Origin of the sequence: Microbacterium sp. NPDC012755 (genome assembly GCF_042901325.1) — a bacterium.
In the GTDB taxonomy this organism is placed as follows: Bacteria; Actinomycetota; Actinomycetes; order Actinomycetales; family Microbacteriaceae; genus Microbacterium; species Microbacterium natoriense.
In genome coordinates, this window is the sequence record NZ_JBIBCT010000001.1 from 1,451,323 (window position 1) to 1,468,415 (window position 17,093).

Annotated in this window: 15 protein-coding genes; 7 read left to right on the forward strand and 8 right to left on the reverse strand. The window is 69.6% G+C overall.

The window, feature by feature from the left end:
• Positions 1-83: 83 nt before the first annotated feature.
• Entirely contained in the window at positions 84-626 is a 543-nt protein-coding gene (locus ACFY5A_RS06885) for a DUF6611 family protein (RefSeq protein ID WP_387232607.1), read from the forward strand.
• A 24-nt stretch (positions 627-650) separates the two neighbouring features.
• Positions 651-1,688 carry a DUF389 domain-containing protein gene (locus tag ACFY5A_RS06890; RefSeq protein ID WP_341940560.1) on the forward strand — a complete coding sequence of 346 codons (1,038 nt, stop codon included), beginning with the start codon at positions 651-653 and terminating at the stop codon, positions 1,686-1,688.
• 12 nt (positions 1,689-1,700) lie between these two features.
• On the opposite strand, the gene ACFY5A_RS06895 is transcribed toward ACFY5A_RS06890, so the two are convergent.
• Positions 1,701-2,300, reverse strand: a complete 600-nt coding sequence (locus ACFY5A_RS06895; protein ID WP_387232611.1) for an FMN-binding negative transcriptional regulator — start codon at positions 2,298-2,300, stop codon at positions 1,701-1,703.
• A complete protein-coding gene (locus ACFY5A_RS06900) occupies positions 2,300-3,235 on the reverse strand; it encodes a DMT family transporter (protein WP_387232614.1) in 936 nt (311 codons plus the stop codon). Before ACFY5A_RS06900 ends, ACFY5A_RS06895 begins: the two co-directional genes overlap by 1 nt.
• Between ACFY5A_RS06900 and ACFY5A_RS06905 the strand changes: the two genes are divergently transcribed.
• Together ACFY5A_RS06905 and ACFY5A_RS06910 are read left to right on the forward strand one after the other, a co-directional pair.
• Positions 3,234-4,640: a PLP-dependent aminotransferase family protein gene (locus ACFY5A_RS06905; protein WP_387232617.1), complete on the forward strand. Its 1,407-nt coding sequence runs from the start codon at positions 3,234-3,236 to the stop codon at positions 4,638-4,640. The two genes, ACFY5A_RS06900 and ACFY5A_RS06905, sit on opposite strands and share 2 nt — an antisense overlap.
• A 19-nt stretch (positions 4,641-4,659) precedes the next feature.
• Positions 4,660-5,838 (forward strand): SLC13 family permease, encoded by a 1,179-nt coding sequence (locus ACFY5A_RS06910; protein WP_387232620.1) that lies wholly within the window; start codon positions 4,660-4,662, stop codon positions 5,836-5,838.
• On the opposite strand, the gene ACFY5A_RS06915 is transcribed toward ACFY5A_RS06910, so the two are convergent.
• The 4 genes from ACFY5A_RS06915 to ACFY5A_RS06930 all read right to left on the reverse strand — a co-directional run bounded on the left by ACFY5A_RS06915 (position 5,819) and on the right by ACFY5A_RS06930 (position 10,314).
• Entirely contained in the window at positions 5,819-6,418 is a 600-nt protein-coding gene (locus tag ACFY5A_RS06915; RefSeq protein WP_387232623.1) for a GNAT family N-acetyltransferase, read from the reverse strand. The two genes, ACFY5A_RS06910 and ACFY5A_RS06915, sit on opposite strands and share 20 nt — an antisense overlap.
• A 162-nt stretch (positions 6,419-6,580) precedes the next feature.
• Entirely contained in the window at positions 6,581-7,456 is an 876-nt protein-coding gene (locus tag ACFY5A_RS06920; protein WP_387232626.1) for a hypothetical protein, read from the reverse strand.
• Between the two features lie 3 nt (positions 7,457-7,459).
• On the reverse strand, positions 7,460-8,218 hold the full coding sequence (locus ACFY5A_RS06925; RefSeq protein ID WP_387232629.1) for a helix-turn-helix domain-containing protein: 759 nt from the start codon (positions 8,216-8,218) through the stop codon (positions 7,460-7,462).
• 122 nt (positions 8,219-8,340) lie between these two features.
• Positions 8,341-10,314 carry an APC family permease gene (locus ACFY5A_RS06930; RefSeq protein ID WP_341942599.1) on the reverse strand — a complete coding sequence of 658 codons (1,974 nt, stop codon included), beginning with the start codon at positions 10,312-10,314 and terminating at the stop codon, positions 8,341-8,343.
• Positions 10,315-10,540: 226 nt separating this feature from the next.
• On the opposite strand from ACFY5A_RS06930, the gene ACFY5A_RS06935 reads away from it, so the two are divergent.
• Entirely contained in the window at positions 10,541-11,629 is a 1,089-nt protein-coding gene (locus tag ACFY5A_RS06935; RefSeq protein WP_387232632.1) for a VanZ family protein, read from the forward strand.
• 58 nt (positions 11,630-11,687) lie between these two features.
• Positions 11,688-12,386 (forward strand): GTP pyrophosphokinase family protein, encoded by a 699-nt coding sequence (locus ACFY5A_RS06940; protein WP_105673243.1) that lies wholly within the window; start codon positions 11,688-11,690, stop codon positions 12,384-12,386.
• 125 nt (positions 12,387-12,511) lie between these two features.
• On the opposite strand, the gene ACFY5A_RS06945 is transcribed toward ACFY5A_RS06940, so the two are convergent.
• On the reverse strand, positions 12,512-14,362 hold the full coding sequence (locus ACFY5A_RS06945) for a glycoside hydrolase family 2 TIM barrel-domain containing protein (protein WP_387232635.1): 1,851 nt from the start codon (positions 14,360-14,362) through the stop codon (positions 12,512-12,514).
• A gap of 91 nt (positions 14,363-14,453) precedes the next feature.
• A complete protein-coding gene (locus ACFY5A_RS06950; protein ID WP_387232638.1) occupies positions 14,454-15,488 on the reverse strand; it encodes a LacI family DNA-binding transcriptional regulator in 1,035 nt (344 codons plus the stop codon).
• A 163-nt stretch (positions 15,489-15,651) separates the two neighbouring features.
• Between ACFY5A_RS06950 and ACFY5A_RS06955 the strand changes: the two genes are divergently transcribed.
• The gene (locus ACFY5A_RS06955) at positions 15,652-16,965 is read left to right on the forward strand and encodes a sugar ABC transporter substrate-binding protein (RefSeq protein WP_341940552.1); all 1,314 of its coding nucleotides are present in this window, start codon (positions 15,652-15,654) and stop codon (positions 16,963-16,965) included.
• Positions 16,966-17,093 lie beyond the last annotated feature (128 nt).

Below are 17,093 nucleotides of genomic sequence, written 5' to 3' on the forward strand. Positions count from 1 at the left end.
GTTCCGCATGGAAACGGGAGGGAGCCGTTCGGGTTCCGTCTGGATCCGCGCCTCGCGATGGCGCGCGGAGGAGTGTGGATGGCATGTCCCTCATCCACCGTCCCCGCTTCACGACCGCACCCGCACCCGCCCCCGCCGCGGTCGCCCGCGTCCCGCGGTGGGGGCACCTGTCGCGGAGCGTGAGCCACTACGGCACCGTCGCCTGCGTGCTGGCCATCTATCCGCCCGACTCCTCGGATGCCGAGCGCCGGCTGGCCGAGGCGAACCGGCTGTACGCGCCACTGTCCTTCGGCGGCAGCGTCGTCGCGTGGGTGGCCCTGTGCGCCGTCGGTGCGCCTCCCCTGCTCGCTGCGATCGCGCTCGCCGTCGTGCTCCTGCCCGTCGGCATCCTCCTCTCCCGTCGCTCCCGTGGCATCCGGAGCCGCACGATCACGCTCTCGTCGAGCAGATCGGGGCTCGGCGACGACACGGCCGACGAGCGTGCGCGGCAGTGCCGCCTCGACACCCTGGCGGAGGCGCTGGAGGACGCCGCCGTCGCCTGCCGTCAGGGCGTGAGCGACCGTGCCGGATTCGACCGCGTGTGGCGGGCGGCGTATGCGCATGCGCTCGCCGTCGCGGCGCGGTGAGGCCGAGGCGAGCACAATAGGGGCATGCTCTCCGTCCGCGTCAGCGTCGCCCGCCCGCTCTCCGCACAGGTTCGCGAGAGCCTCGCGCAGGATCCCACCGTCTGCGGGCTGATCGTGGTCCCCGGCGCCGCGCTCGACGGTCACGGCGACGTGATCCTGTTCGAGATGACCAGGGAGAACGCGAACAACATCATGCGCTCGCTCCGGCACCTCGGCGTGCCGGAGGAGGGCGGCATCGTGGTGTCCGAGCCGCTGGTCGTCGTCTCCGACGCGGCCGATCGTGCGGAGAAGGTCGCGCCGGGGCATCCCGCCGACGGCGTGTTGTGGGCGCAGCTCGCGAGCCACGCCGAGGAGGATGCCCGGCCCTCGGTCTCGTTCTTCGTCTTCCTGCTGCTCGCGACGCTCATCGCCGGGGTCGGCCGGATCCTCGATCAGCCGATCCTCATCATCGGGGCGATGGTCGTCGGACCGGAGTTCGCTCCCCTCGCCGCGATCTCCTATGCGCTCGTGCGCCGTCGCCGGGGGATCGTCGCGCCGGCTCTGGGCACGCTCCTCGGCGGCTTCGCGGCGTGCGCGGCGATCGCCTGGGCCGTGTGGGCGCTCCTCTACGGACTCGGCGTGATCACGTTCGCGCAGGCGACGACGGGAACCGCGACGGAGTTCATCGTCGCCCCTGACGCCTGGTCGTTCGTGATCGCCATCCTCGCGGGGATCGCGGGGGTGCTCTCCCTGACGACGGCGAAGTCGTCGGCGCTCGTCGGCGTGTTCATCTCGATCACCACGGTGCCGGCCGTGGGCACGATCGGGCTCACCCTCGCGGTCGGCGCCTGGGACGAGGCGCGGGGCTCGGCGATCCAGCTCCTCGTCAACCTGTGCGGTCTTCTCATCGCCGGAGTCGCCACCCTCTACGTGCAGCTGCTCACCGGCCGCTGGCGGGGTCTGCGCGCCGCACGGCTGCGCAGGCTCCCGCGCCAGCGCAGCAGCGCCCGCGTGCGGATGCTCAGCATCGAGGAGGACGCCCGCCAGCCGCGCCGTGCACGGGACGCACGCCGCGACGGGTGAGATGCCGCGCGGTCACCCCTGGATGCGCCGCATCTCTTCGGCGAGCGGGCCGTTGGTGTCATCGAACCGCCGCGTGATGCGTTCGCGCACCTCCGGCTGCTTGTTCTGGCTGAGCTTCGCCCTGGCGTCGAACCGGGTGACCCGCATGCGCAGGCCCACCGTGCCCTTGGCCGCACGGCGCGTGCCCTCCTCGTCGTCGCTCAGGCTGCGGCCGTGCGCCCTGTGCTGCTCGAAGTGGTCGGTGAGGCGGGAGAGCATCGCGTAGTTCTCCTCCTCGTCCAGGATCACGGGCGTGCCGTAGAGATGTGCGGTCACGTGGTTCCAGGTGGGCACCAGGTCTCCCGGTTCGTAGAGGCTCGGCGAGACGTAGTCGTGCGGTCCCTGGATGATCACGAGTACCTCGTGCGCGCCGAGCTCGTGCAGCTGCTCGTCGGGTCGGCCGAAGTGGCTGGCGATCACGATGCCGCTCTCGTCCTCGTCGAGCAGCACGGGGTAGTGCGATGCGACGAGGCCGGTGGATGCCGGCGACACGAACGTCGCCCACGGGTTGCCGCGGATGAGCCGCTTGACCTCCTCCTGGTCGGTCATCAGGTAGCGGGGCGTGTGGCGCATCAGGACTCCTCGGTCGATCGGGTGGGGGTGAGCCGGGTGCGCACGGCCAGCGCGGCGCACGCGATCACGGCCAGACCGCCGAGCACGGTCGCCCAGCCGATCTGCTCGTGCAGCAGGAGCGCCGCCCAGATGATCGTGATCACGGGCTGGGCCAGCTGCACCTGGCTGACCTGCGCCATCGGGCCGATCGCGAGGCCGCGGTACCAGGCGAAGAAGCCGAGGAACATGCTCACGACGGCGAGGTAGGAGAAGGCCAGCCATTCGACGGGCGTGGCATTCGGAGGATCGGCGGCGACCGAGACCGTGGTGAGCGCGATCATCAGCGGTGCGGCGAGCACGAGCGCCCACGAGACCGTCTGCCACGAGCCGAGCTCGCGTGCGAGCAGGCCGCCCTCCGCGTATCCGATCGCCGCGGCCAGCACGGCGCAGAACAGCAGCAGGTCCGACCACTGCAGCCCGCCGAAACCGCCGTTCTGCAGCGATGCGAAGGCGACGGCGGCGGCCGCGCCCAGGATGGCGAAGACCCAGAAGGATGCCGCGGGTCGCTCCTTCGTGCGCAGCACGACCATGACGGCGGTCGCCGCGGGGAGCAGGCCGATCACGACAGCGCTGTGTCCGGCGGGGGCGGTCGTCAGCGCGAACGAGGTGAGCAGCGGGAAGCCGGCGACGACACCGCCGGCGACGACGGCCAGGCGCGCCCACTGCGAACGGGTCGGCGGATGCTGTCGGGTCGCCGCCAGCGCGATCGCCGCGAGTCCGGCGGCGACGACCGCGCGTCCGGCGCCGATGAAGAGAGGGGAGAGGCCGCCCACGGCGATGCGGGTGAACGGGACCGTGAACGAGAACGCGAGGATGCCGAGGAGACCCCACCAGAGGCCGGCGCGCGAGGATAGCGCTTTCGGCTGATCGAGGATAACGCTACTCTGATCTTTCATGAGTCAGGATAGCACCGACCGAATCGTCGCCGGATTGCGCGGATGGATCGCCGCTGCCCCTCCGGGGGCCCGGGTGCCGTCGAACCGCGCGCTGACCGCCGAGTACGGCGCGAGCCCCGTGACGGTGCAGAAGGCGATGCGCCGGCTCGTGGGCCTGGGGCTCGTGGAGTCGAGGCCGGGCGTCGGCACGTTCGTGCGCGCCGTGCGCGCGGCGCGGTCGGTCGACTACGGCTGGCAGACCGGAGCCCTCGGCGCTCCTCCGAACCGCACGTCAGCGCTCGCATCGGCGCAGCGCGTCGCCGCCCCCGACGCGATCGGACTGCACGCGGGGTATCCCGCGGTCGAGCTGCTCCCCGAGCGTCTGGTGCGTCAGGCGCTCGCGCGCGTCTCCCGCACCGAGATCGCGATGACCAGGGCGCCGGCGGCGGGTGTCCCTGATCTGCAGGCGTGGTTCGCCGGGGAGCTCGCGGCATCCGCCCCTGCCGGTGTCACCCCGGCGGCGGCGCGGGACGCGCTGATCATCTCCGGCAGCCAGAGCGGACTGAGCTCGATCTTCCGCGCGGTGGTCGGGCCGGGCCGGCCGCTGCTGATCGAGTCGCCCTCCTACTGGGGCGCCATGCTCGCGGCGGAGCAGGCCGGGGTCGTGCTGGTGCCGATCCCCTCGGGACCGGCGGGGCCCGACCCGGATGCCGTGGAGCGGGCGTTCGCGCAGACCGGAGCCCGCGCGTTCTACGCGCAGCCGACGTTCGCGAACCCGACCGGCGCGCAGTGGCCGGCGGAGACCGCGCACGCGGTGCTGGAGAGCGTGCGGAGACACGGCGCCTTCCTCATCGAAGACGACTGGGCGCACGATCTCGGCATCGATGCGGAGCCGCGTCCGCTCGCCGCGCTCGACGACGACGGACACGTCGTGTACCTGCGATCGCTCACGAAGAGCGTGTCGCCGGCGCTCCGCGTCGCGGCGGTGATCGCGCGAGGACCGGCCAGGGAGCGCATCCTGGGCGATCGTGCCGCGGGATCGATGTACGTCAGCGGTCTGCTTCAGGTCGCCGCGCTCGAGGTCGTGACGCAGCCGGGCTGGCGCACGCACCTCCGCGGCCTCCGCGAGCAGCTGCGCTCCCGGCGCGACCTGATGCTCTCGTGCCTCGCCGAGCACGCCTCGCTCGCGACCGTCGAGACCGTGCCCGTCGGCGGGCTGAACCTCTGGGTGCGGCTGCCCGAGGGGTCCGACGTGGGGCAGGTCACCCGCGAGTGCGAGCTCCGCGGACTGATCGTCGCCCCCGGCGCCGAGTGGTTCCCCGCGGAGCCGTCCGGGCCCTTCGTGCGGCTCAACTACGCGAGCGCCGATCCGGCCCGTTTCGCCGAGGCGGCCGGCATCCTGGGCGGCGTTCTCGAGGCGCGCTGAGGAGGTCTACACTCGCGAGGTGGGCGCACCGACTCGACGGATCAGCGCGGGGACGGTGATCATCCTCGCGCTCGTCGCCGTCGCGGCGGTCTGCGTGCTCACGGGGCTCCTCCCGACGAACGACGCCGAGGCGCTCGGACTGCGCGTCGCGCCGGTCATGGGCTTCGTCATCGCGATCACGGTCGTCGCCGAGCTCGCCAGGGATGCCGCCGTGTTCGACGTGCTCTCCCAGCATCTCGCCCGCTGGGGTCGAGGGTGGGTGATCGGCCTGTGGGCCGCCGTCGTGGCGCTCGCCGTCGTGAGCACGGTGTTCCTGTCGCTCGACACCACCGCCGTGATCGTCACCCCGGTCGTGGTGGTCCTGGCGCAGAGCATCGGGGTGAGCCCGCTGCCGTTCGCCCTCGCCACCGTGTGGCTGGCGAACACGGCATCCCTCGCGCTCCCCGTCTCGAACCTCACCAACCTCCTCGCCGCGCAGCGCATGGGCGGCGATCCGGGGGCGTTCCTTGCGCTCAGCTGGGCGCCCACGCTCGTCGGCATCGCGATCCCGGTCGCGATCCTCACCGTCGCGCATCGCCGCACGCTGTTCGCCGCCTACCGCGTGCCCACGGGCGGCGCGCCCTCCGACCGCATCCTGTTCTGGAGCGCCACCGGGGTGCTGATCGTGCTCATGCCGCTGCTGGCCGTCATGACGGAGGTCTGGATCCCCGCGACGGCCGCGGCGTGCGCCCTCGTCGTCCTCTTCGCCGTCCGCCGAAGGCATGTGCTGCGCCTGTCACTCATCCCGTGGCGTGCGCTCGGCCTGGCCGGTGCGCTGTTCGTGCTGGTGGAGACCGCGCACGCGCAGGGCATCCTGGGGTTCCTCGACGCGCTCGCGTCGTCGGGTGACGGCCCCGGCCAACTCCTGGGGCTCGCGGCGGCGGGAGCGGTGGCGGCGAACGGCGTGAACAACCTCCCGGCCTACCTGATCCTCGAACCCTCCGCGCACGGACCCGTCGCGCTCATGGCTCTGCTGATCGGCGTGAACCTCGGGCCGCTCATCACCCCGTGGGCGTCACTGGCCACCCTGCTCTGGCACCACCGGGTCGTCTCCCTCGGCGTCGACATCCGCTGGGGCCGCTTCATGCTCTGGGGTGCAGCGGTGGCCGTGCCGACCGTGGTCGTCGCGGCGCTGGTGCTCAGCCTCGTCGCTGGCTGAGCCACTCCTCGGCGAGCAGGCCGTAGTTCATGCCGTCGAGCCACACTCCCGAACGATGGAGCGCGGTCTTCCGGCTGAACTCCTCGCGTCGCATCCCGAGTCGCTCCATGAGTCGCCACGACGGCTCATTGTCGGCGAAACACCCCGCGTGCACTCGTCGCAGGTCGAGCTCTCCGAAGCAGACATTGATGACTGCGCGCATCGCTTCGGTCGCGAATCCGCGTCGGGCATACGCCGGGTCGAGCACCCACCCGAGTTCGGCTTCCACATTCTCGGCGGCACCTGCGACCTCCGACTGCGCCCAACCGTCTTCGAGACGCAGCATGAAGTCTCCGATGAGCGCGGGGGCACCGCCGCGCTCATCGGGGAGCAGCTCTATGACGTAGAGCGAGTCGAGGCGATCAGAGGCGGAGTAGTGTTCGCGGAACACCGAGAGCGTGCCGGGCGCGCTGCTGAGCCAGTGATTCACCTCGGGCAGTCGGCGCCACTCCCACAACGCATCCAGGTCGTCGATCTCGCAGCGTCTGAGGAGGAGCCGTTTGGTGACTACGGGCCAGATCTCCGTGCGCGACGACGACATTCGCCTAGCTTAGGTCGATGGCGCGAACATCGGACACAGAGCCGTTCGCGACGAAGGGGTGACTCGCGTGCTCTGGCCGGGTAGCGGACGCGATCGGCGCCTGGCATTGGTGCTCGGCCTCGTCGCCCCGCTGGGCATCGAGCGTGCAATGATCGCGTCCAGTCAGCGCGCGCAGTCTGCGAGCAGGCGCATGTATGACGTCGCGTCGTCGGTGGCGAACAGTCGATCCAGAGCGACGTTCTGCTCGTACAACCGCGAGTACGGCACGGAGATCGCGTCGAACCCGGCCGACATCAGGATCCCCGAGGCCATGAGTTTGGCGGTGCGCTTGTTGCCGTCGAAGTAGAACTGGTGCCTGGTCGCCGCGGCCGCGTAGACCAGTGCCTGCTGGCGAGGATCCCGCATCCCGGCCAGATAGTCCTGGATGTCCTGAAACGCCTCGATCAGAAGCGCCCCGCTTTCTCCATGCTCGCGTCCTTCGACGGTGCCGCCGGATGACAGGCGCACGGATCCTCCTCCGTTCACGGAGCCTTGCCCGCGGAAGTGGCCCGCCTCGATCGCCTCGTGCCGGGCGACCAGTCCGTGCAGGCGGTCGGACACTGCCTTGTCCACAGCGAATCGACCGGAGGTCACGAATCGATCGAGCTCCTTGTATGCGGCATCGAGATCGAGGATCTGATCCTGGTCCTCGATACGCTTGCCCTCAACGGTGACGCCGTCGAGGAGCGTCTGCACCTCAGGGAGTGTGAAGTTGTTCCCCTCGAGTCTGGCCGCGTCCCAGACGATGACGGGAAGGTTCGCCCGGAATCTGGCGAGCGCGCGATCGACGACACCGGTGCCGCCGATGACAGCAGTGTCGATGCTCGCCCAGTCCCAGTCGATACCGAGGAGTTCGCGTCTCTCGGCGGAGGTGAGTCCGTCGTCGAACGCGGTCGTATCGGTATCGAGGAACCCGGATCTGTCGGCCGCGCCCGGTCGGCGGACGTACCCGAGCCCCTTGGGGTTCCACGGGGGCTTCTCAGCGGGAGAATCGCTCATCGTTCACCACCCTGACGCGATCGACAGGGCGATCTCCTCGTCGACACCGCCGATGGCGACGGAGTCGATCACCCCCTGCAGCGGGCTCACGAGATTCACGTCGTCGAACGTCGTCGATGACGCGAACACGCTGGGATGGGCAGGCGCGACGATCACGTCGGCGGCGGTGTGGAGTCGGACTCGTCGGTGGGTGTCGACGAGGAGATCGGAGACGCTCTTGATGTCGTCCGTCCACAGCACGACGGTCTTCCCGGGGCCCGCACCCATGGCTTCGAGCGATGCGGAGCCGGACAGCGCCCAACGTGCTTCGGACGCGCGTCCGGCGGAGACGAGCCGATCCGCGTCATTGCGACCTGCGAACAGCGCCCGACCGGGCCGGTTCTGCGCACCGGAGACACGGGCGGCCTCCCTGATGACGCGGAGAGGAGCTCCTCCATCTACGCCGGATCCGGAGTACCGGCCGAGACGGTCGACCCACTCTGCAAGCTCCTCAGGCGAGGCACCGAGGTCGCTGTGCGAATCGAGCTCTCCGAGAACCACGCGGGCGGCGAGCGCGGCAAGGGGGTCGCTGGCGCGAGCGAGTTCGATCGACAGGTCGTAGCCGAGCGCGAGTGCGAGTTCGCGGAGGGTGTCCACGCGTGCGCGCGACTGATCCTCGCTCACGGATAGCGCGGTGGTCCGGGACACGTCCGCCCGCCGTGCCAGCTCCGATCGGCTGAACGGCATCCGGTCGATCGCGTCGCGAAGGGTGAACTGTGCCATGTCCCCTGCCCTTCGCCGTGTCCGAACTGTCCACTACATTGAACATTCTAGACCTATTGACCAAATAACTGAACAGGCTGCCCTGATTGTTCAATCAACTGGTCGGGCGACGGGCGGCAGCCTCAGGCCTCGTTCGCGCCCTTCTTCGCCGTCGGGTCCTCCGACGGCGGCCCCTCGGGGCGATGGGCGCGTCGTCCGTTCACGACGACGGGGCGACCGGCGCGCTCCTGGCCCGGCAGCGGACGCGAACGGCGGCCGTAGATGAGCTCCGACGAGTCGAGCAGCCACGGCACGAGCGTGATGGAGACGCCGTGGATGAGCATCAGCTGGTTGGCGATGCGCCTCGACCGGCGGTTGTGCAGGAACGTCTCCCACCAGTGGCCCACGATGTACTGCGGCAGGTAGACCGTCACGACCGACGATCCGTGCTTCGCCCGGTACTTCTTGATGAAGCCGGCGATGGGCTGCGCGAAGGAGCGGTACGGCGACTCCACGATCACGAGCGGGATCGGCATCAGGTGATCCTCCCACTCCTTCTGGAGCGCGGCGGCCTCCTCGGCGGAGACGGCGACGTGGATCGCCATCGTCTTGCCGTGCTTGGCGGCGATCGCGTAGTCGACGGCCTTCACGACGGGCTTCTGCAGCTTGCTGACGAGGACGAGCGCGACGTCTCCCGTGGCGCCGAACTTCGTGATGTCGTCGATCGCGATCTCGTGCTCGACGTCGCGGTAGTACCGCTTCACGCCCAGCATCAGGAACGCCAGGACCGGGATCGCGATGAACACGAGGTACGCGCCGTGCGTGAACTTGGTGATCGTCACGATCACGAGCACGAAGACCGTCAGCGTCGCGCCGATCGTGTTGATGACGAGGCCCACCTTCGCGCCCTGGCGATCGGATGCCGAGACGCTGCCGTCCGTCTGCCGCAGCAGCCGTTTCCAGTGCCGCACCATGCCGATCTGCCCCAGCGAGAACGACACGAAGACGCCGATGATGTACAGCTGGATGAGGGTCGTGAGCTTCGCCTGGAACACCACCAGCACGATGATCGCGGCGATGCCGAGCACGATCATGCCGTTCGAGAACACGAGGCGGTCGCCGCGGGTGTTCAGCGACTTGGGCGCGTAGCCGTCGCGGGCGAGCACGGCGCCCAGCAGCGGGAAGCCGTTGAACGCGGTGTTGGCCGCGAGCAGCAGCACGCAGGCGGTCGCCGCCTGCACGATGAAGAACGGGATGCTGCCGCCGCCGAAGGTCGCGGCGGCGATCTGCGCCATCACGCTGGGCTGCGGCTTCGAGCAGTCGAAGCCGATCAGGTCGCAGGCGTTCTCGGCGTAGTGGACGTTCGTGATGAGCCCCATGGCGGTGAGACCGGCGAACAGCAGGGCGGCGATGGAGCCCATCATCACCAGGGTCGTCTGGGCGTTGCGGATCTTCGGGGCGCGGAACGCCTGCACGCCGTTGGACACGGCCTCGACGCCGGTGAGGGCGGAGCATCCGCTCGAGAAGGCGCGCAGGATGAGCAGGATGATGGCGGCATCCGCGAGGTGCTCGCCCTGGATCTGATACGCGGCGCTGTCGGCCACGGGGGCGTCGCCGAGGAAGGTGCGGATGAGACCGGTGACGATCATGACGCCGACCGAGCCGATGAACAGGTACGTCGGGATCGCGAACACCGTGGACGCCTCGCGCACGCCGCGCAGGTTCACGATGACGATGAGGACGACGAAGCCCACCGCGAGCTCCACCCGGAGCGGGTCGAGCTCGGGGACCGCGGAGATGATGTTGTCGACTCCGGAGGCGATCGACACCGAGACGGTGAGGATGTAGTCGACCAGGAGGGCGGCCGCGACGATCACTCCGGGGATCTCGCCGAGGTTCTTCGACGCGACCTCGTAGTCGCCGCCGCCGGACGGGTACGCCTTGATGAGCTGGCGGTAGCTCAGCACGACCACGATCAGCAGGACGACGACGGCTGCGGCGACCCACGGTGCGAAGGTGAGGAACGCCAGCCCGCCGAGCGCGAGCGTCAGCAGCATCTCCTGCGGACCGTACGCGACCGAGCTCAACGCGTCGGACGCGAAGATCGGCAGCGCCATGCGCTTGGGGAGCAGTTGGTTGTCGGCCTGCTCGCTCGTCAGCGGGTCTCCGATGAGGATCCGCTTGGCGATCTGCGGTGCGTCCGGATTCTCCCGGGATTCGTCTGACACGTCGGGCGAGCCTACGCCACTCCCTGTGCTCCTCACGACATCCTCACGGAATCCCTACGCCCCGCGTGCGCTGCCCTAACGGAATCCTTACGGGGGCGACATAGACTGGGATCCCGTGGGGGATCAAGTGTTTCTGGGGTTCATCGCCATCGCGATCGGAGTGGGATTCGGCATCCTGCTCTTCGTGCCGTTCGTGGCGATCAGCTACCGCCGCCGGGGGAGCCTGAGCTTCGGCCGCACCCTGCTCTGGCTCGCCGCCCTCGTCTACTTCTGGGCGATCTGGACCTACACGCTGCTGCCGCTGCCCGACCCCGAGACGATCCGCTGCGTCGGCATGATCACCGACCCGATGGAGGTCGTGCGCGACGTGCAGAAGGCGCTCGCCGCGCCGGGCAACCCGCTGCGCCACCCCGCGCTGCTGCAGCTCGTCTTCAACGTGCTGCTGTTCGTGCCGCTCGGGGTCTTCCTGCGGGTGCTCGGCGCCCGCGGCATCCCCACCGCCCTCGCTGTCGGGTTCGGTCTCTCGCTCCTCATCGAGACCACGCAGCTGACCGGCGTCTGGGGCCTGTACCCCTGCGCTTACCGGTTCTTCGACGTCGGCGACCTGATGACCAACACGACGGGCGCGGTGCTCGGCTCGGTGTTCGCGCTCGTGGTGCCGCGTTCCCTGCGCGGCGTGCGCGTGCGTGCGGATGCCGGCGAGCCGCGCCCCGTGACGCGCGGACGTCGCGCGATCGCGATGCTCTGCGACGCCCTCGCCTACGGCTTCGTGATGTACGGCGTCGCGGTGGTCATCCAGCTGTGGTTCGAGTACGTCCTGCACGATCGGCAGACCGTCCTCGACGGACGCCTCGCCGAGGTGATGGGCATCTCGGCGGCGTCAGGGCTGTGGCTGCTCATCATCCTGATCAGCGGGCGGTCGGTGGGCGACCTGGCGGTGCAGCTGCGCTACGCCGGGTCGCGGATGCCGGCGGCGCTGACCCGTCCACTGCGCTGGGCCGCGGGCATCGGCGGCATCGGGGCCCTGCCTCTGCTCGGCGACGCCTTCGACGGGATCTCGTCCCTCCTCATCCTCGCGTCCGTCGTGCTGCTGTTCACGACGCGTCTCGGCCGTGGCCTCCCCGGCCTCGTCACCGGACAGGAGCTCGTCGACGCGAGAGGCGAAATCGAGCTGACCGCGGAGTCGCGCACCGCCGGTGCCTGAGCGCCGTTCATCGACGATGCACAGGGATTTCCGATCACGAGTGCGTAGCGTCGTGAGCATGAGCACGGTTTCCGTCGACGAGAGCGCGATCACCGAGGCGAAAGAGCTCAGGGATCAGTTCCAGCGCTTCCTCCGCGAGTACGAGTTCGGCATGCGCGAGGTCGAGACGAAGATCTCGATCCTGCGCGACGAGTTCACCCACGATCACGCGTACAACCCCATCGAGCACGTGAAGAGCCGGGTGAAGTCGCCGGACAGCATCGTGGAGAAGATCGCGCGCAAGGGCATCGAGGAGCCCGACTTCGACCGCATCCGCGAGGAGATCACCGACATCGCCGGTGTCCGCGTGACCTGCAGCTTCATCGCCGACGTCTACCGGCTGTTCGATCTGCTCACCGCGCAGGACGACATCACCGTGCGGATCGTGAAGGACTACATCAAGAACCCCAAGCCCAACGGGTACAAGAGCCTGCACGCCATCCTCGAGGTGCCGGTGTTCCTCTCCACGGGGGCGCTGTCGGTGCCGGTCGAGGTGCAGTTCCGCACGATAGCGATGGACTTCTGGGCCAGCCTCGAGCACAAGATCTACTACAAGTTCTCGAATCAGGTGCCCTCGCACCTCGTCGACAGCCTGACGGATGCCGCGGATGCCGCGGCCGAGCTCGACAGCCGCATGGAGCGCCTGCACCGCGAGGCGCACGGGGTGCCGCGGCGTCAGCTGGCGCCCCCGCCCCCTCCGCGCATCATCGGCGTCTGACCCGGCATCCGCCTACCGCCGCATCCGAGATTCGGACGATCACCCGTTTTTCGGACGATCCGCGCGGTATCGTCCGAAAAAGCGACATGCGTCCGAAGTTCAGAAGCCGGGAGCGCGGGGCGGGGCTAGGCGTGGAAGACGGGGGATGCGGCGGGCAGCTCGGCGCCGCCGGTGATCATCCGCCGAAGTCGATCGACGGGGATCTTCGGCACGCGGTTCTCGTCGGTGAGTCCGTTGGTCTCCTGCGCCGTGTCGGTCAGCTGCGTGTAGCACCATCCGGCCAGCGGGGCGCAGTCCCGGACCGCGGAGAACAGCGTGGAGAGATGCGTCTCCAGTGCCTCGTCCGAGGCGACGGTCCGGTAGCCCCAGGTGCCATCGGCGGCGCGGTCGACGCTCACGCCGCCGAACTCGCTGAGCAGCAGGGGCCGTCCGGCGGTGTCGGATGACTCCTCCGGCGTGCCCACGAGCATGCGCCGGCCGTTCGGGGCGATGCCGTCGAGGGTTTGCCGCACGGCATCGGATGTGCCGTAGCGCGCCCGCAGCACCGCGGAGTCGTTCTCGTAGTCGTGCACGGTGAACAGGTCGGAGCGGGTGTGCTCCCACCCGTCGTTCGACACGACCAGACGGGAGCCGTCGAGCGTCTTCGTCAGGTGGTAGAGCGTGCGGGCCAGCTCGCGCTCCTCGGAGACCTGTGCGATCCGGTCGACCCCCCAGCTCTCGTTGAGCGGCACCCACACGATGATGCTGGGGTGCGACGAGTCCCGCCGAACCACGGCCGTCCACTCGCTCACCAGCCGCTCGACCGCGAGCGCGGAGAACTCGTACACGCTCGGCATCTCAGCCCACACGAGAAGACCCAGGCGATCGGTCCAGTAGAGGAAGCGCGGGTCCTCGATCTTCTGGTGCACGCGCACCGAGGTGAACCCGAGGTCCTTGATGAGCTGCGCCTCGTGTCGCAGGGCGTCGGCGTCCGGGGCCGCGAGATGCGACTGCGGCCAGTAGCCCTGGGAGAGCACCGCGCGCACGGCGACCGGCCGGTCGTTGACGAGCACCCGGCCGCCGTCGGTCCCCACCGAGCGGATGCCGAGGTACGAGCCGATCCGGTCGGAATCGCCGTGCGGCGGCAGCAGCTCCACCGCCGCGTCGAGCAGCAGTGGATGCTCGGGGGTCCACAGCCAGGCATCCCGTGCCTGGCCGTTGCGCAGCGCGGGGAGGGAGAGCGTGAGCGTCTGGCGGGGTCCGGTGAGCTCCGTCACCTGTGCCGCGGCCACCTCCTCTCCGCGGGTGATGCGCACCGAGAGTCGGGTTCCCGGCGACGGGTGGCCGTCGAGCTCGACCGAGAGGCGCACGACGGCGGCATCCGGATCGGTGCTCCAGGTGAGCCTGCGCACGTGACGGGCGGGCACCGACTCCAGCCACACGGGCTGCCAGATGCCGCTGGTGCGGTCGTACCAGACGACGTGGCGCCGCTCCTCCCAGTCCTGCTTGCCCCGGGGCTGCGCGAGGTCCAGGGGGTCGTCCTCTGCGCGCACGACGAGGTCGAAGCCGTCTGCCGCGCTCTCCGGCACCACCACCGTGAACGGCGTGTGGCCCCCCTCATGCGCTCCGACGTGGGCGCTGTCGATCCAGACGTCGGCCCGGTGGTCCACCGCGCCGAAGTGCAGCAGCAGCGTGCGGCCTCCCTCGTGACCTGCCTCGGCCACCTCGGCAGCGGCAACGGTGCGTCGGTACCAGAGCACGCGATGGAGCCCGGTGTCGCCGATGCCCGACGCGGGCGACTCCGGGGGGAACGGCACGATGATCTCCCCGGCGATCTCCGCCGGATCCTGCGCCCAGCCCTCCGCGATCCCGCGGTCATCCGGGTCGACGGCGAACCGCCAGGGGCCGGAGAGATCGGCCCATGAGGTGCGGACGAGCTGCGGGCGGGGGTACCGGCCGTCTTGGCTGCTGGCCGACGCGAGGCTTTCCTGTGGCATGGCAGGAAGCATATCCAAAACTTGCAGCGCTAGAAAGATGCAATCCAGTGATGGACGCCGATGCGTCGGCGCGATGCCTCAGCGTGATGCCTCAGAGAGGCAGTCGAGCCACAGTGCCGCGGTCGGCGATCGTGTACGGCGCGAGGAGGTGGCGCCCGATGCCGTCGTAGCCGTTCATGCGGTCCTCGAGCAGATCGAGCGCCGACGCCGCGATCGCGCGCTTGTCCGGCGACACGGATGACAGGGCCGGCGTCGCGTACCTGGCCAACGACGTGTCGTCCCAGCCGAGCACCGAGACGTCCTCCGGGACGCGCAGTCCGGCGCTGCTCAGCGCCCTCATCGCGGCCAGCCCGAAGAGGTCGTCGCGGCAGAGGACGGCCTCGGGGGCCACGCCCCTGCCGAGCGCGGCGGTCAGGGCGCGCACGCCGTCGTCGATCCCGAAACCGTCGCTCTCGATCACGAGCGCAGGGTCGAGCGGGATGCCGGCGCTGATCAGCGCCTCCTGATACCCGAGCAGGCGCAGGTGCGTCGACTCCGCGATCTCCGTGCGCACCGAGGCGAGGAAGGCGATCCGGCGCCGCCCTGTCGCGAGCAGCAGTTCGGTGGCCTCTCGGGCCGCCCGCACGTTGTCGATCATGACGTGGTCGGCGGTGAGCGGGCGCGCGGCCTCGCCGAGCAGCACGAGCGGGGTGTCGGGGCGCAGGCGCGCGATCTCGAGGGTGTCGATGCGGGCGGGGTGGAAGATCACCCCGTCGACCAGTCCCTCCTCGCGGTCGCGGATGACGGCGCGTTCGGCCTCGACGTCGTTCAGCGTCTGCTCCACGATGATCCGGTAGCCGCGGCGGCCGGCCTCCTCGCCGACGCAGCGGGCGATCTCGGCGAAGTACGGCTGATCCATCTCCGGGATCGCGAGCGCGAGCATCCCGGTGCGGCCCGTCGCCAGGCGTCGCGCGGTGAGGTTGGGGCGGTACCCGAGCTCGTCGATCGCCGCCTGCACCCGCTCGCGCATTCGGTCCGACACGTGCTCGTAGTCGTGGACGACGTTCGACACGGTCTTCATCGAGACGCCGGCGAGGGTCGCCACGTCCTGCAATCGCACCCGTCCGCCGGACCTGCCTGTCGCCATTCCGCCATCTTAGGGCCGAACGCGAGGAAGAATCCTTTGACATTTACAGCGCTATACATTAGCGTCCCGAACAGAGCAGTTCCCGCCGGTCCTCCCAGGCCGGATACCCGCAGCGCCGCGGTCGAGGGAGACCGGCGGCTCCTCACACATTCAGGAGAGGCAGATGAGAACACGCACCGCAGCAGTCGCTCTGGTCGCGGCCACCGCCCTGGTTCTGGCCGGATGCTCCGGCGGGGGCTCGGGAGAGCAGTCCGGCGACCGCACGGTCACCTTCATGGGGTGGGGGTCCCCGCAGGAGGTCGACGTCTTCAAGGACATGATCGCGCAGTACGAGAAGAAGTACCCGGGGGTGAAGGTCGACTACATCAGCGTGCCCGCGGCCGACTTCCAGACCAAGCTGCAGACCATGATCGCCGCCAAGAAGACGCCGGACGTCTTCTACATGGTGGGCGAGAACCTGCAGCCGCTCGTGAAGAACGGCGTGATCGCCGATCTCAGCGACTACGTCGCCGACAACGAGATCTTCGACGCCGACAACGTGTGGAAGAACGCGATCGACCTCTGGAAGTTCGACGGCACGACGCCGGGGCAGGGGGCGATCTACGCGCTGCCCAAGGACATCGGCCCCTTCGCCCTCGCCTACAACAAGGATCTCTTCGCGGCGGCCGGCATCCCCGATCCCGACCCCGAGGTCCCCTGGACCTGGGACGAGTTCGTCGCCAACGCCAAGAAGCTGACCTCAGGGGAGGGCGCGGACAAGACCTACGGCACCGCCCCGTACTCGCTCGAGTCCGCGGTGTGGTCGAACGACGCCGACTGGCTGAACGCGGATCACACGAAGGTCTCCGTGACCGACCCGAAGTTCGTCGAGGCCCTGCAGTGGGTCGCCGACCTCTCCCTCAAGGAGGGAGTGGCGCCGAGCTCGGAGGAGGAGAGCTCGCTGGGGAGCTTCCAGCGGTTCATCGACGGCAAGATCGGAATGATGGGAATCGGCCCGTGGAGCCAGGGGCAGTTCTGGGACGAGGTGACATTCGACTGGGACCTCATGCCGTGGCCCGTCCCGACGCCCACCTCGTCGGAGGCGACCTGGTACGGCGGTGTCGGCTTCGCGGTGTCGAAGGCGAGCAAGAACCCCACAGACGCCGAGAACCTCGCCGCGTTCCTCGCCTTCAACGAAGACGCGCAGCGCACGAACATGGAGAAGGGCCAGGCGGTCCCCAACCTCATCGACATGACGAACGACGAATACCTGGCGATGGACAAGCCGCCGGCCAACAAGCAGCAGTTCATCCGCATCATCGAGGAGGTCGGCCACCGACCCACTCAGACCTTCACCTACAACGGCGACTGGTGGAACGTGTTCTCGTCGAATGTGGCGAGCGTCTATCGGGGGGAGGTGACCGCCGCCGAGTACACGAAGTCGGTGGAGGCGGAGATGCAGACCGCGCTCGACGACGCGATCGCGACGGCGAAGTAGCACCAGACGGACAGGGTCGTGGGGGGGGGGGGCCCCCCCCCCCCCCCCCCCCCCACACACCCCCCCCCCCCCCCCCCCCCCCCCCCCCCGGCCCCCCCCCCCCCCCCCCCCCCCCCCCCCCCCGACGG